This window comes from Pantoea sp. Taur (genome assembly GCF_009830025.1).
GTDB classification, from domain to species: domain Bacteria; phylum Pseudomonadota; class Gammaproteobacteria; order Enterobacterales; family Enterobacteriaceae; genus Pantoea; species Pantoea communis.
In genome coordinates this window covers 139,454-153,299 of record NZ_SZZZ01000006.1, presented here as the reverse complement: position 1 = coordinate 153,299, position 13,846 = coordinate 139,454, and the positions used below count along the sequence as shown (strand labels likewise).

The 13,846-nt window shown below is 52.7% G+C and carries 20 protein-coding genes; 9 read left to right on the top strand and 11 right to left on the bottom strand.

What is annotated here, in order from left to right; genetic code table 11:
- Positions 1 to 213 precede the first annotated feature (213 nt).
- From purB to rluE, 5 genes are read right to left on the bottom strand one after another with little or no spacing between them, the layout of a single operon-like run.
- Complete coding sequence (gene purB / locus FD744_RS10910) at positions 214 to 1,584, bottom strand: adenylosuccinate lyase (protein ID WP_034822034.1); 1,371 nt, start codon at positions 1,582 to 1,584, stop codon at positions 214 to 216.
- A 44-nt stretch (positions 1,585 to 1,628) separates the two neighbouring features.
- Positions 1,629 to 2,270 carry a high frequency lysogenization protein HflD gene (gene hflD, locus FD744_RS10905; RefSeq protein ID WP_034822031.1) on the bottom strand — a complete coding sequence of 214 codons (642 nt, stop codon included), beginning with the start codon at positions 2,268 to 2,270 and terminating at the stop codon, positions 1,629 to 1,631.
- A gap of 35 nt (positions 2,271 to 2,305) precedes the next feature.
- Positions 2,306 to 3,418 (bottom strand): tRNA 2-thiouridine(34) synthase MnmA, encoded by a 1,113-nt coding sequence (mnmA, locus tag FD744_RS10900; RefSeq protein ID WP_038647542.1) that lies wholly within the window; start codon positions 3,416 to 3,418, stop codon positions 2,306 to 2,308.
- A gap of 41 nt (positions 3,419 to 3,459) precedes the next feature.
- On the bottom strand, positions 3,460 to 3,933 hold the full coding sequence (locus FD744_RS10895) for an NUDIX domain-containing protein (RefSeq protein ID WP_038647540.1): 474 nt from the start codon (positions 3,931 to 3,933) through the stop codon (positions 3,460 to 3,462).
- A 45-nt stretch (positions 3,934 to 3,978) separates the two neighbouring features.
- Complete coding sequence (rluE, locus tag FD744_RS10890) at positions 3,979 to 4,617, bottom strand: 23S rRNA pseudouridine(2457) synthase RluE (RefSeq protein WP_236699797.1); 639 nt, start codon at positions 4,615 to 4,617, stop codon at positions 3,979 to 3,981.
- A 131-nt stretch (positions 4,618 to 4,748) separates the two neighbouring features.
- On the opposite strand from rluE, the gene icd reads away from it, so the two are divergent.
- The gene (icd, locus tag FD744_RS10885) at positions 4,749 to 5,999 is read left to right on the top strand and encodes an NADP-dependent isocitrate dehydrogenase (RefSeq protein WP_034822019.1); all 1,251 of its coding nucleotides are present in this window, start codon (positions 4,749 to 4,751) and stop codon (positions 5,997 to 5,999) included.
- 59 nt (positions 6,000 to 6,058) lie between these two features.
- On the opposite strand, the gene FD744_RS10880 is transcribed toward icd, so the two are convergent.
- Positions 6,059 to 7,315 (bottom strand): mechanosensitive ion channel family protein, encoded by a 1,257-nt coding sequence (locus tag FD744_RS10880; RefSeq protein ID WP_045813885.1) that lies wholly within the window; start codon positions 7,313 to 7,315, stop codon positions 6,059 to 6,061.
- A 206-nt stretch (positions 7,316 to 7,521) separates the two neighbouring features.
- Here FD744_RS10880 and FD744_RS10875 point away from each other — a divergent pair, with 206 nt between their 5' ends.
- Together FD744_RS10875 and FD744_RS10870 are read left to right on the top strand one after the other, a co-directional pair.
- On the top strand, positions 7,522 to 7,719 hold the full coding sequence (locus FD744_RS10875; protein ID WP_034822012.1) for a DUF6404 family protein: 198 nt from the start codon (positions 7,522 to 7,524) through the stop codon (positions 7,717 to 7,719).
- Positions 7,720 to 7,819: 100 nt separating this feature from the next.
- On the top strand, positions 7,820 to 8,017 hold the full coding sequence (locus tag FD744_RS10870; protein WP_038647530.1) for a hypothetical protein: 198 nt from the start codon (positions 7,820 to 7,822) through the stop codon (positions 8,015 to 8,017).
- Between the two features lie 32 nt (positions 8,018 to 8,049).
- On the opposite strand, the gene FD744_RS10865 is transcribed toward FD744_RS10870, so the two are convergent.
- Entirely contained in the window at positions 8,050 to 8,298 is a 249-nt protein-coding gene (locus FD744_RS10865) for a CsbD family protein (protein WP_160868216.1), read from the bottom strand.
- Between the two features lie 183 nt (positions 8,299 to 8,481).
- Between FD744_RS10865 and FD744_RS10860 the strand changes: the two genes are divergently transcribed.
- On the top strand, positions 8,482 to 8,688 hold the full coding sequence (locus FD744_RS10860; protein WP_034822002.1) for a DUF2767 family protein: 207 nt from the start codon (positions 8,482 to 8,484) through the stop codon (positions 8,686 to 8,688).
- A 25-nt stretch (positions 8,689 to 8,713) separates the two neighbouring features.
- On the opposite strand, the gene FD744_RS10855 is transcribed toward FD744_RS10860, so the two are convergent.
- Together FD744_RS10855 and FD744_RS10850 are read right to left on the bottom strand one after the other, a co-directional pair.
- Complete coding sequence (locus FD744_RS10855; protein WP_160868215.1) at positions 8,714 to 9,265, bottom strand: hypothetical protein; 552 nt, start codon at positions 9,263 to 9,265, stop codon at positions 8,714 to 8,716.
- A 60-nt stretch (positions 9,266 to 9,325) separates the two neighbouring features.
- On the bottom strand, positions 9,326 to 9,655 hold the full coding sequence (locus FD744_RS10850) for a hypothetical protein (RefSeq protein ID WP_160868214.1): 330 nt from the start codon (positions 9,653 to 9,655) through the stop codon (positions 9,326 to 9,328).
- A 202-nt stretch (positions 9,656 to 9,857) separates the two neighbouring features.
- Between FD744_RS10850 and FD744_RS10845 the strand changes: the two genes are divergently transcribed.
- From FD744_RS10845 to FD744_RS10830, 4 genes are all read left to right on the top strand, one after another.
- Positions 9,858 to 10,037 carry a hypothetical protein gene (locus FD744_RS10845; protein WP_034821992.1) on the top strand — a complete coding sequence of 60 codons (180 nt, stop codon included), beginning with the start codon at positions 9,858 to 9,860 and terminating at the stop codon, positions 10,035 to 10,037.
- Between the two features lie 175 nt (positions 10,038 to 10,212).
- Positions 10,213 to 10,434: a YgdI/YgdR family lipoprotein gene (locus FD744_RS10840; protein WP_058962298.1), complete on the top strand. Its 222-nt coding sequence runs from the start codon at positions 10,213 to 10,215 to the stop codon at positions 10,432 to 10,434.
- A gap of 131 nt (positions 10,435 to 10,565) precedes the next feature.
- Entirely contained in the window at positions 10,566 to 10,949 is a 384-nt protein-coding gene (locus tag FD744_RS10835; protein ID WP_034821987.1) for a hypothetical protein, read from the top strand.
- 22 nt (positions 10,950 to 10,971) lie between these two features.
- On the top strand, positions 10,972 to 11,385 hold the full coding sequence (locus FD744_RS10830) for an N-acetyltransferase (RefSeq protein ID WP_038647520.1): 414 nt from the start codon (positions 10,972 to 10,974) through the stop codon (positions 11,383 to 11,385).
- On the opposite strand, the gene FD744_RS10825 is transcribed toward FD744_RS10830, so the two are convergent.
- Both FD744_RS10825 and ldcA read right to left on the bottom strand, forming a co-directional pair.
- Entirely contained in the window at positions 11,386 to 12,048 is a 663-nt protein-coding gene (locus tag FD744_RS10825; RefSeq protein ID WP_160868213.1) for an MBL fold metallo-hydrolase, read from the bottom strand.
- A gap of 23 nt (positions 12,049 to 12,071) precedes the next feature.
- Positions 12,072 to 12,995 (bottom strand): muramoyltetrapeptide carboxypeptidase, encoded by a 924-nt coding sequence (ldcA, locus tag FD744_RS10820; RefSeq protein ID WP_160868212.1) that lies wholly within the window; start codon positions 12,993 to 12,995, stop codon positions 12,072 to 12,074.
- Between the two features lie 163 nt (positions 12,996 to 13,158).
- Here ldcA and emtA point away from each other — a divergent pair, with 163 nt between their 5' ends.
- A complete protein-coding gene (gene emtA / locus FD744_RS10815) occupies positions 13,159 to 13,788 on the top strand; it encodes a membrane-bound lytic murein transglycosylase EmtA (protein ID WP_075564066.1) in 630 nt (209 codons plus the stop codon).
- The last annotated feature ends 58 nt before the right edge of the window (positions 13,789 to 13,846 follow it).

The following is a 13,846-nucleotide window of genomic DNA, read 5'->3' as shown; positions in this document are numbered from 1 at the left end:
ACCTTCAAACTCAGTGATGATGGCAAGAGTATATGTTAAGCGAGCTAAACAAGAGAACAACACTTGATTGTCATCGTTTGAACGACAGCAGCAAAAAGCGGCGAGCATTCATTCCGGACGCAGGCAACAAGGGATTGATGTACTTGCCGATTTGCTGGTGCTCGACTGCCTGAGGGAAAGGGTAGGGTGTGCGCACAGGCACACCCTTAATGATTATTTTAAATCATCAACCATCTGAATGGCGCGGCCGAGATAGTTGGCCGGTGTCATCTGCTTCAGACGCACTTTCTCTTCTTCCGGCAGTTCGAGACTGTCGATGAAGGCCTGCATACCGGCTGCATCTACACGTTTACCACGCGTCAGCTCTTTCAGCTTTTCGTATGGCTTCTCGATACCGTAGCGGCGCATTACGGTCTGGATCGGCTCGGCCAGCACTTCCCAGTTGTGATCCAGTTCGTCCAGCAGACGATCGCGGTTCACTTCCAGTTTAGAGATACCTTTCAACGTCGCCTGATAAGCGATCAGCGCATAGCCCACGCCGACGCCGAGGTTACGCAGTACGGTAGAGTCGGTGAGATCGCGCTGCCAGCGGGAAACCGGCAGTTTGCTCGCCAGGTGCTGCATCACCGCATTCGCCAGACCGAGGTTGCCTTCTGAGTTTTCGAAGTCAATCGGGTTCACTTTATGCGGCATGGTGGAAGAACCAATTTCGCCCGCGATGGTTTTCTGCTTGAAGTGATTCAGGGCTACGTAACCCCAGATATCACGGTCAAAGTCGATCAGGATGGTGTTGAAACGCGCGATGCAATCGAACAGTTCCGCAATGTAATCATGCGGTTCGATCTGAGTGGTGTACGGGTTCCAGGTAACACCCAGTGAGGTGACAAACTGCTCGCTCAGCTGATGCCAGTCCACTTCCGGATACGCAGCGATGTGGGCGTTGTAGTTGCCGACCGCGCCGTTGATTTTGCCCAGCACTTCGATTTTGCTCAACTGACGCAGCTGACGTTCCATACGGTAAGCGACGTTAGCCATCTCTTTACCCATGGTGGATGGCGTAGCGGGTTGGCCATGCGTACGCGACAGCAGCGGGATATCGCGATACTCCTGCGCCAGACCTTTCACCGCATCGATGATTTTGTTCCAGAAAGGCACGATGACGTCACGGCGAGCGGTTTCCAGCATCAGCGCGTGCGACAGGTTGTTGATATCTTCAGAAGTACAGGCGAAGTGGATGAACTCGGATACCGCATGCAGCGCAGGGACATCAGCCACTTTTTCTTTCAGGAAGTACTCAACCGCTTTGACGTCGTGGTTGGTGGTGCGTTCGATGGTTTTGATGCGCGCCGCGTCTTCTTCGCTGAAATTGGCGACAATGGCATCAAGGAAAGCGTTTGCGTCAGCATCAAATGCAGGAACTTCCTTGATCTCTGCGGTCGTAGCCAGTTTCTGTAACCAGCGAACTTCAACCTCAACGCGGAATTTCAGCAAACCGTATTCGCTGAAAATGGCGCGCAGCGGGCTGACTTTATCGCCATAACGGCCATCGACAGGTGAGACGGCGGTCAGAGAGGATAATTCCATCAGTGCAACTCCTGAATCGTTAACAAATTAGGGCAGGGCGGCGCTTAATACGCCGGGCCCAGCCGGGATAAAATGGTTTTGGCTTCACGCAGCAAACGCTGACGCGAGAACATCAGCTGCAGGCGGCCACCGCCAACCTGCTGCCACAGTACAGCAGCACGAATACCTGCCAGTAAGGTGGCACGCACTTTACTCTGTACCTGAGAATTCTGTAATACCTGCGGCGAACCGGTGACCTGAATGCGCGGACCCAGTGGGCTAATGACATCGACATAAATCCCTGCCATGGCACTGGTGATGGTTTCAGATTCCAGCTCGTAATGCGCGAGTTGGCGATCAAGCTGCGCAATACGCTGAGAAAGGGTGTTCAGCGCCGCGCTGTTGCCGTGCAATTTGCGCTCCAGCACCATCATACTCAGGGTGTAACGTGTCAGTTCGGCCCCGGCACCCTGGCGGCTGCCGCTGTTCAACACCGCCATCAGCGATTCCAGGCCGAGATGCAGATTCGCTTCATCATTGCCAAATACCGCCAGCGTTGAGCCGGGGTTCAGATCCAGCAGGCTGCGCAGCGACACGGTTAATGCGGCATTGTTGCAACTGCCCTGATGCGCTAATTGCTGCACCAGATGCGCGGACTGACAAATACCCGCCAGCGCGAGCGTTATCTCATAATAGTTCTTGGCCACGCTTAACTCCTGTCATCGCGTCGGCAGCGCCGACCTCAGGCTTCTGCCAATGGCAGGCGCTGTTCAATAATGCCGCCGCCGAGGCAAACATCACCCAGATAAAATACGGCCGACTGGCCAGGCGTGACGGCCGCAACCGGCTCGTCAAAACGCACTTCAATACGATTGCTATCGAGCGGAATGATTTCACAGGGAATATCGGTCTGGCGATAACGGGTTTTCACCGTGCAGCGCAGCGGGGCCGTCATCGTTTGGCGATCAACCCAATCCAGCTGCTGAGCGATCAGGCCCACAGACATCAGGCGTGGATGTTCCGCACCCTGAGCCACCACCAGGCGATTGCGCGCCACGTCTTTATCCACCACATACCAGGGATCGTCGTTGCTCTCTTTGCGACCACCAATACCCAATCCTTTGCGCTGACCCAGCGTGTGATACATCAGCCCCTGGTGCTCACCGACAATCTCACCCTCAACGGTTTCGATTTCGCCCGGCTGTGCAGGTAAGTAACGACCAAGGAAGTCGCGGAATTTGCGCTCGCCGATAAAGCAGATGCCGGTCGAGTCTTTCTTCTTCGCGGTGATCAAATCCAGTTCTTCAGCGATACGGCGCACTTCAGGCTTCTCCAGTTCACCCACCGGGAACAAGCTTTGCGCAATCTGTTCATGGCTCAGGGTGTAGAGGAAGTAACTCTGATCTTTATTGCCGTCGAGACCGCGCAGTAACTGGCTGGTGCCATTCACATCGGCGCGGCGCACATAGTGACCGGTGGCGATGAAGTCTGCACCGAGATCTTCAGCCGCGAATTCCAGGAAGGCTTTAAATTTGATCTCTTTATTGCACAGAATATCGGGGTTTGGCGTGCGGCCCGCTTTGTACTCTTCCAGGAAGTGTTCGAACACGTTATCCCAGTACTCAGCCGCGAAGTTGATTTTGTGCAGTTTAATGCCGAGTTTGTCACACACGGCTTGAGCGTCAGCCAGATCATCAGCGGCGGTGCAATACTCCTCGCCGTCGTCTTCCTCCCAGTTCTTCATGAACAGGCCTTCAACCTGATAGCCCTGCTGTTGCAGTAACCAGGCGGATACGGAAGAATCGACGCCGCCGGACATCCCGACGATCACTTTTTTCTGGCTGTTGTCAGACATGACGCACTCTTAATTACGATAAAAACAGGCGGCGCATTCTATCATGCCGAAGCCGGGCGCGCACCTTCGTGAAACGGCCATTGGAACGGCGCCACCAGTTGCAGCGGATAACGCGCGCCTTGTTGCCACAATCGAACACTCTCGGCGACCAGCGGTGAACGCAGGCGATTCGCAGTGAGAATCTGCTCTGGCGGCAGCCACCAGCAGCAATCGATGTCGCGATCGTGCGGGGAGGTCTCGCATTTTTCTGGCAGATCGAGGCCAAACAGGAAACGCACAAAAGGTGTATCGTCAGGCGCGATCCACTGCTGCACACCGAGGAAATACTCAGGTTTAGCGTCTATGCCCGTCTCTTCAAATAACTCACGCTGTGCGGCTTCGAGCAACGTTTCATCAGCTTCGAGATGGCCCGCTGGCTGATTCCAGGTTATACGGCCATGAACACGCTCCTCGACCACCAGCAATTCGCCTTGTGCCTGCACAATGCAGGCTACGGTTACATGAGGTTTAAACATCCTTCCTCCGAATTTGTTAACTAAAAGTTATTGAAAAGTCGTGATCTAAACGTTGGCACTGACATCGCGCCACTCTCCCAGGGCTAAATCGTTCAGTTGATATTTGCCCATGGCAAAGCGAATCAGGCGTAAGGTGGGAAAACCAATATGCGCCGTCATGCGCCGCACCTGACGGTTACGTCCCTCGTACAGGGTGATTTTCAACCAACTGGTCGGGATCGCTTTACGCTCGCGGATCGGCGGCTGGCGCGGCCAGAGCCACTCTGGTTCAGTGACTAATTCCACGCCAGCAGGCAACGTGGGTCCATCATTGAGGGTAACGCCGTTGCGTAATAGGGATAAATCTGATTCCTGTGGTGCACCTTCAATCTGCACATAATAGATTTTTCCGGTGCGCTTTCCGGGCTGCGTAAGTTGCGCCTGAAGCGCGCCATCGTTGGTCAGAATCATCAAACCTTCGCTGTCGCGATCGAGGCGTCCGGCGGCATAAACGTCGCTAACCGGCACGAAATCCTTGAGCGTGCGGCGTCCCGCTTCATCACTGAACTGCGGTAAAACATCGAAAGGTTTGTTAAAGAGTATGACGCGTCGCGGTCCTTTTGGACGTGTGTCACGGCGCACGGGCTGGCGTGCTGCGGTGTTTGGACGCTTATCCTGGTGAATTCGTTGAGAAGTTTTTCGCATGGGCTTTGCAGTCAGAAACAATCGGCGCATTATAACGCGAAACTGCGGTGATTGGCGTAGCGGAAATATTCAAGTAGTATTGACCCGCATCTTACAAATCATTAACAAAAAATCGCTCGAAGGAGAGGTTGATGGAAAGCAAAGTAGTTGTTCCGGCGGAAGGTCAAAAAATCACCCTGGTTCAGGGCAAACTCACTGTTCCGAATAACCCAGTCATTCCTTACATCGAAGGTGATGGCATCGGCGTTGATGTTTCCCCTGTTATGCTGAAAGTGGTTGATGCCGCTGTGAAGAAAGCCTACAACGGCGAGCGCAAAATTTCCTGGATGGAAATTTATACTGGTGAGAAATCAGTAGAACTTTACGGCCAGGACGTCTGGCTGCCGCAAGAAACCCTCGATTTAATCAAAGAGTACCGCGTTGCCATCAAAGGCCCTCTGACTACGCCAGTTGGCGGCGGTATTCGTTCTCTGAACGTGGCGCTGCGTCAGGAGCTGGATCTGTACGTGTGTCTGCGTCCGGTTCGCTACTACACCGGCACTCCAAGCCCGGTTAAACGCCCAGAAGATACCGACATGGTGATCTTCCGTGAGAACTCAGAAGATATCTATGCGGGTATCGAGTGGAAAGCGGGCACGCCAGAAGCGGACAAAGTGATCAAGTTCCTGCGCGAAGAGATGGGCGTGAAGAAAATTCGCTTCCCTGAGCAGTGTGGTATCGGCGTGAAGCCATGCTCTGAAGCGGGCACCAAGCGTCTGGTACGCGCAGCGGTTGAGTACACCATCACCAACGATCGTGATTCTCTGACCCTGGTTCACAAAGGCAACATCATGAAGTTCACCGAAGGCTCATTCAAAGACTGGGGCTACCAGTTGGTGAAAGAAGAGTTCGGCGGCGAGCTGATCGATGGCGGTCCATGGATGAAGTTCAAGAATCCAAACACTGGCAAAGAGATCATCGTTAAAGACGTGATCGCTGACGCCTTCCTGCAGCAGATCCTGTTGCGTCCAGCAGAATACGACGTTATCGCCTGTATGAACCTGAACGGTGACTACATCTCTGATGCCCTGGCGGCACAGGTTGGTGGTATCGGTATCGCACCTGGCGCGAACATCGGTGACGAGTGCGCACTGTTCGAAGCAACCCACGGTACTGCACCTAAGTACGCTGGTCAGGATAAAGTGAACCCAGGTTCCGTTATCCTGTCCGCAGAAATGATGCTGCGTCATATGGAGTGGTTCGAAGCCGCAGACCTGATTGTTAAAGGCATGGAAGGCGCTATCGCTGCTAAGACCGTGACCTATGACTTCGAGCGTCTGATGGATGGCGCTAAACTGCTGAAATGCTCAGAGTTTGGTGACGCGATCATCGCGAATATGTAATTTCTGCCAGCCAGAAATTGAGACGGGAGCCCATGGCTCCCGTTTTTTTATGCGCTAAGTTAATCGGCCTGCTGTTCAACAGATTTGGCGGATGACGCATGCTGCTGCGACAAGCGCCAGAAATCATTGCCGCCCGGATGCTGATACATGCGCAGCCCAAACTGGCCGACAATCGCATAGATATATTCGAAGATCGCTGACTGCGAATTCTCATACTCGACCCAAAATATCGACGAGGTGAAGCAATAGACTTCTACCGGCAAACCTTCCGGCGAGGGTTTCATGGTGCGCACCACGATATACATATCCTGCTTAATATCATCGCGCTGCGACAGCCACGCGGTGAGATATTTGCGGAACACCGTCAAGTTGGTCATGCCGTTGTCAGCAAACCAACGATCGCCCACTGCATTGCTGTCACGGCCATCCATTAACGCTGACAGCTGTTCGTTAACACCGCGAATCTGGCTCATCTGCTGAATGAGTTCGTGATCGAGAAAGCGAATCGACATTTGGTCGAGGTGGAAGCTACGCATAATACGGCGCGCGCCGGAGGAGAACATCGCCTGCCAGTTGGTATAGGTTTCGGTGAGGAAGTTTTTCGTCGGGATGCGCGACAAAGTGTTATCCCAGTTACGCAGCGTAATAGTGTGCAGTGCAATATCAATCACTTCGCCGCTAATGCCTTTATCCGGCATCTCAATCCAGTCACCAAGTTGCAGCACATCGTTGGATGACACCTGAATATTCGCCACCAGCGACATTAAGGTGTGCTGGAACACCAACATTAATACCGCAGCAACCGCACCCAAACTCGAGATAATAATCACTGGCGATTTATTCGACATAATGGCCAGAATCATGATCGCCGAAATAATGTGCACCAGGATCTTGCCGACCTGAATATAGCCCTTGATCGAGTGATTCTTACGCTTTGATTTGCGGGAGTAGGAGTTGTTAACAATCTCCAGCACTTCTGTGAAGAACAGCGACAGATAAACAAAGAACAAAATGCCGCAGATAGTCTTAATAGCAATCAGCAGATGCTCGGGCAGATCTGGCATAAACTGCAGCAGGTAATAGACCGTGATCACCGGAATAAAGTTTGAGAGCTTTTCAGATAGCCGCACATCTTTATCAAGTGGAACCTGTTTTTTGTGTGTGCTGAAGAAGACCTTGCGCACCACCTTCACCACAAAGAATTTGCAGATCAGATGCGTCACCATCCCCGCAATCACCAGCAGCAGCAAGCTAAAAGTGGTGGATAGCAGGGTGTTACTCTCAATAAATTTCTGGATATCGCTTAAATAATTCATATTCACAACATGCCTGACAACGATGGCGGGGATTCAATCACAAACTGTGATCATACTGTATGCGACAAGTGCGCAATTTCTTAACGGCGGTTCGCGCCTGACAATACATTTCGCAAAACTTTGAAACAGATAGCATCCATGAACCCCTCGTCGTGCCTTTTCCGGCAAAACCCGCTATGTTCTGCGCTTCAGATTCTGGAGGTGGTATGCAAGGTGTCATCAAATTCGTTAAGGGCTGGTTGCTGTTTTCGCTGCTGTGGGGCATTTTCATGTGGTTCACTTCGTGGCAGGCGCAGGGTGAGGCCATCAGTATGGTGGTGGTGAAAAGCTTGTACGCTGGATTGATTTATCAGGCATTGATGACCATGGTGGCGCGCTTCAAAGCACGCCGTTCGCAAGCCTGATTGCTCACATCTCCCCACACAGCTTTGCGCAGCACTGACGCTAATTTGCACTCTGTCAGGCAATCTGGCCCGACTCAAAACAGTGTGGGTGGAAGAGAAGATGGCAAAGACGTCATTAGCGGCGTGGTTCTTTTTACTGGTGTCATTTGGCAGCTGTGCGCAATTACCTGACGTGCCAGTGAATATCACTGTGCACCAGGGGCGTCATCTGGATGTGAATAACAGCACGGCTGATGTGGCAGAGACGCCGGATGAACATATTCAGGAAAGGTTGGATGAGGCCGGTCATCATCAATAAGCGTTGGGGCCATGAAGGCCCCCCATCGCCGCTTATTTCCTGCCCAGCAGGAAACCGACAATAATGCCGAGGCTGGCCGCTACCGCCAGGCCAGTTGCCGGATTATCACGTACCGATTTGACCACGCAATCTGCTGCATCCTGCACAGCATAACTGGCTTGCGCGGGATAACGACGCGCGGCACCTTTAGCCTGATGTTTGCGAGAGCCGGTCCATTCCCCGATTTTTTCTTCAACTGCGCCCGCTGCTTCATTCAATTTTGCTTCCGCTTTATCAGTCATGATGACTCCCTGCTGGTTGTGAATATTACGATTCAGCGTAGTCACAGATTTTCAGACCAGCAACCCGCAGGCCAACGAGGTTGTAACAGTGGTTTGCAGGATTGTTGAACTCTGTCCAGGCTTAAACGAAGTAGCAGGCCTTTTGATTTGCGGAAATCAGGCCGTGTCACACCAGGAGGAGAGATGAAACGTGATGTATTAAGTGAAGACGATTACGATGAAGTGTGTCGGGTCATTGGCGACGCGGTGATTGTCCTATCCGAATGTGGCCACGAAACCAAACGCGCTGAAATCACCGATTTATTGCAGCGAACCCGCCACCATCGCGCGCATGATGAACGCGACGAACAGCGGATGCTGGAGCATGCGATTCGTCTGGTCAAACCCTAATCCCTAAGGGTGTCACGAGGCGCCCTTAGGGATTTCCGCGATAAGCCGGATACCAGGTCACTAAAAAATGGCGTAGATGATCGAAACACCACTCGGCATCGTCGGCTTGCTGACAATAATAGCGAACGGTGACTTTCTCATAGCGCATATGACGCTGATGCAAAGGTGACCAGCCCCAATCCAGCACGGCGCGGGCGTAATTGACCAGGGTGCCGCTCTGCATGTTGTGCTGCTTCTCTTGTCGGCTCAGATAGAGTTCAAATGCCTGATCCAGACTTTGCGTCTCCTCACTGCTGCCACTCGATAGCGCCGGGCGTAATGCCACATCGATAAATCCGCACACGCCGTCATCACGCTGCTGCCAGTCACAGGCTAAGGTCATAAATACCCCCTCCTGCAAATTCACCTCTTCCAGTAAACGCCGTAAATTTTCGGAATGTTTACCCGCTGAGATTTCGTCGATGCGATCGGTCTCCAGCGTGAGGTCAAATCCACAAGGATTCACCGAACCATCCGCGTTGGTGGAAGCGGGGAAGGGGAAATCGATGTAGCCGTTATTGTCCAGACTCTTTTCCATAGTACAGGTCCGCAGCGTGAGGAAGCCTGACAATAAACCATCTTTCCCGGCTAAGCACGTTTAAGGGCACGTCCAGGTAATCATGGTGTTCTGATAAGGGTTGATCAGACGGAATTGCTTATCTGACAGCCGCTGAGCGGTGAAGCCCTCAGGCGTCACGGCAGAAGGGACATACTGGAAACGATCGCTGGAGTGCAATGTGCCACTTTTCACCGCCACGCCATCACGCGTGACCGTAAAGGCATTCACCAAATCGAAAATGCGCCCCTGCGTTTGCCCCATTGATTGTCCATAAATGGTCGCGACTTCGCCCGGGCAGTCGACACCTTTGGGCGTGGAGCTGCAACCAGCCAATAATAAAAGGGTGAGTACTACCGTGATTCGCAACATGATCCTGTCCTGGTTCGATTCCTTGTTTGCAGTGGCCCGTCAATGCCCACTGATATGCTGATCATAGCAGGTCTGGCACCGCTTCCCATTTGTCATTTGCTTAATCGTTAAGCGGTAAGAATGTAAAGGGGTGACTTTGGTAGCAGATAAACGTTATTCTTGCCAGCGTTGCGCATCAGGTAAGCAAAACAAGGGCAAATCTATGAAAGAAGAAGAAGCCAGTTTAATGATTCTTCAGCACGCGATTGATAAATTAGAAGCCGACAAAAAAAAGCAGGTAATGAACTGTGTAGCGGCCATACAAGAAGTGATGCAAGGCTTCGATCCGGAAGATGCGGGCCTGGCGTTAATGTTAGTCGCCGCACAGGTTGCAGCAGAGTAATCCCTTTCGGTCATTCCTTCCCCATCCGTTTGCGATGGAAATCCATGCAATATAGCTGCTGCTCAGTCGATATCGGCTGATGCGCAGCGATTGTTCTGCACAGATTAATCTTTCTCCTGGTTCACATTACTGCGCGCTGTGCTAAACCTGACAATGAATCCAAAAGGAGGATGAGATGAAAAAGACATTGCTTTTAATCGGTACTTTTAGCCTCGGCCTACTGCTGGCGGGCTGCGCATCCGATCACGTCATGCACACCACCGATGGGCAGACCATTGTGGTGCAGGGTAAACCTAAAGTGGATGAAGATACCGGCATGATTACTTACAAAGATATTGATGGTAAAGAACAGCAGATAAACCGTAATCAAATCAAAGATATGAACTCGGTTAACTAACGTTTCCTTTACCCTTCTATCCTTGCAGGCCCGTACTCAACGGGCCATTATTCGTTTTATCGCTTTTTTCTGTGTTACGCTTCTCTGCATAAAACCCAACGAAATCATCATCTAACCTCAGCGGAGATCCAATGAAGGCGATAGCTATTGCCGTTGGCTTAATGGCGTGCCATATCGCGCCGGCCTGGAGCGAAACCGAATTTCAAATTACCTGTCCGGGGCGCCCGACCATGACGGTATCGCGTGCGGAATACGGTTTAAGTACGCTGATGTGGCCAACACGTCATTTTCAAATTGCAGCAGGGCAACAGCGCACGCGTTTGCAAGGCGGGGATAAAGTGGCGATTACGCGTTTTCGTAATGGCGATCAGCTGATTGTGAACAAAAACAATGACGATACGTTCTTTGTCTATGCCGATAGCGATAAACTCATCCCCTGCAATCGCACCGAAAAACGCGATGCGGAAATTCTTTCGCTGGAACGATACGACGATAGCCAGCGCCCCAATTCATAGTTGCCTGTCAAAGGAGAAGACGATGCAATTAAGCGTAACCGACACCGTTACCGCAGAGGATCTGGATGATGTTCGTCTCGGCCTCACCGAATATAACAGCCGCTTTATCGATCCCAGTGAGATGCAGGCGATTGGCGTCTTCATTAAGGATGCTTCTGGCCGCAAGCTGGCCGGGTTGACCGGTTCCACCTTTGGTAACTGGCTGCGCATCGACCTGCTATGGGTCGGCGATGCGTTACGTGGGCAGGGCGCTGGTACACAGTTGATTCAGGCCGCCGAAACAGAAGCCCGCGCCCGTGGTTGCCTTTATGCGCAGGTTGATACGGCCAGTTTCCAGGCGCGCCCGTTCTATGAAAAGATGGGCTACACCTTACGCTTTAGCCTCGATAATTATCCGCGTCTGCATCAGCGTCATTACCTCAGTAAATCGCTGTAGCTAGATCAGTGGCTGCTGGCGTAAATCCAGCGGCGATTGCTCTGCCTCATCAATCGCCGCCAGCCAACTCTGCAAATCAACTTTGGCCCATGATAAGTGACCACGCGTGGTACTCATTAGCACGACATCCGGGCGCAGCTCGCGGTACAGCTCCAGTGATTGCTGTAACTCCAGCGGATTACTCTCCGGTACCAACACGCTGATCCAGCGGTTGTAGTCACAGGTTAAGGTATCGCCAACAAACAGATAGGTCTGGCCCAGCGGGGAGTGATAAAGGTAACTGCAGCTGCCGGGTGTGTGGCCGGGTGTGGGCAGCAGATGGAAATCACCAAAGTGGCTTTCCTGCTGAATGAAGGTCTCATCAGGTTCGACAATCAGACTGACCGGCCCCAGTGAACGGCTGTGACAGTAGAGCGCACTGTTAAAACGCTGCTGTATCGCCACGGCGCCGGGCGCGGCTTCATGCCAGTGGGTGAGGTAGTGGCGAATCACCCCGCCCGCATCATTGAGAAACTCATGATCGAGCGGATGTTCGACACGGCCGATGACCAGATTGCCGCGCGGATGGCGCAGCATAAAGCCATGCATCATTAAATCTTGCGCCGTCTCTTCGGCGGGAAATTCCGGGGTGGAGATCCACAAATCTTCGTACAGTGGCTTCAATGTCGGTCTCCTGCGGCAAAACGTTAGCGCAATGTCGGGTGGCCGGTGAAGGCAAGCTGTGCTTCGCCCTGTTCAAGCTGTAAGGTGGCGCTGGCACCCAGCGGCAGCGTGACGGTGTCGGCATCGTGGCCAAACGCCAGTTCGCTGATCACCGGTAGCTGATATTCATCGCGGATGCGTTGCCATACGCTGGCAAAATCGAAACCATTGTCATAAGCCGACAGTGACGTGCTGGTGAAACTGCCGGTGATGATCGCCCGCTGGCGCACCAGAATGCCGCTCTGTTGCAGTTGAATCAGCATACGCTCTATGCGGAAAGGATGCTCATTCACATCCTCGATCACCAAAATGCCGTTTTCAATTTGTGGCATCCAGGGTGTGCCGATCAGTGAGCAGATCATCGCCAGATTGCCACCCCACAAGGTCCCTTGCCAGCGTCCCGCATCCGGGCTGTGGGTCTGCCAGCCTATATTGACTGTAGGAGAAGAGAGCGCCTGCCAAAAGTGTGACAGGGTAAATTCGGATAATGCCTCTGCGCCGAAGTTGCCGGCCAGCATCGGGCCGCTGAAGGTCACCAGCCCGGTTTGCGCCAGTAACGCCAGTTGAATCGCGGTGAAATCACTGTGTCCACAAAGCGCGATAGGTTGATTGAGCAGACGGCGCTGCAGACCGACATAATCAATCTGATCCAGCAAACGCGAGGCACCGTACCCACCGCGCACCGCCAGCACAATATCGGGCAGCGTGCTCAGTGTTGCCAGCTGGTTCACATCATTCAACCGTTCCCCGTCTTCGCCCGCAAAACGCTGGAAGCGGCGTGTAATCGCTGATAAGTTGTCCAACTGATGTCCCTGAGCCTGTAAACGACTCACTGCACGTTGGGCCGCATCCTGATTATGGCAATAGCCGGAGGGGGCGATCAGACGAATAGATCGGGGGGAAAGCATAGCGTTCATCCTGATTTAAAGTGGCCTGCCGATGATGGCGAAATCCGTTACCGATGTCACGGCAGCACAAGGTTTTTTACGTATTTAGGATAAACGGTAATTTTGCATTGCGCTGCGCCAGATATGATAGCTTGCGCCAACTCTATTGCGGAACCAAAAATCAGTGAAAATTCGACTACTTATGCTATCTGCGCTGTTGCTCGCGGGCTGTGCCAGTGAGCCAGAAAAAACGGTCGTGCCAGAGAAAAATACGCCATTAACCCAGGCACCACCGTCGAAAGTGAATGATGCATGGTCAATGTTTACCGAAGATGCCGCCAGTCATTATGGCGTTGATGAGAAGTTAATCAGCGCCATTATTAGTGTCGAATCCGGGGGCAATCCCACCGTTACCAGCCGTTCAAACGCGGTAGGGTTGATGCAGATTAAAGCCTCAACGGCGGGGCGTGCGGTGTATCGCACTCAGGGACGTCACGGTCAGCCGACGTCTTCGGAATTGCGCGATCCAGCGAGAAATATCGATATCGGTGCGGCATATCTCAAGCTGCTGCAGGATTCTGAGTTGGCCGGTATTCGAAATCCACTCACGCTGCGTTATGCCACCATCGTTTCTTACGCCAACGGTGCTGGTGCGTTGCTGCGCACCTTCTCACGGAATCGCGATCGGGCGATTGCGATGATCAACTCGATGACGCCGGACGAATTCTATCAGCATGTGCAGGATAAACATCCGGCGGCACAGGCACCACGTTATCTGTGGAAGGTCACAACGGCCTACCGAACCATCGGATAAGTCGGCTTTGCGAAGCGCGGCTCGTCAGGGCCGCGCCTTAAAGTGCCCGGTTAAATCG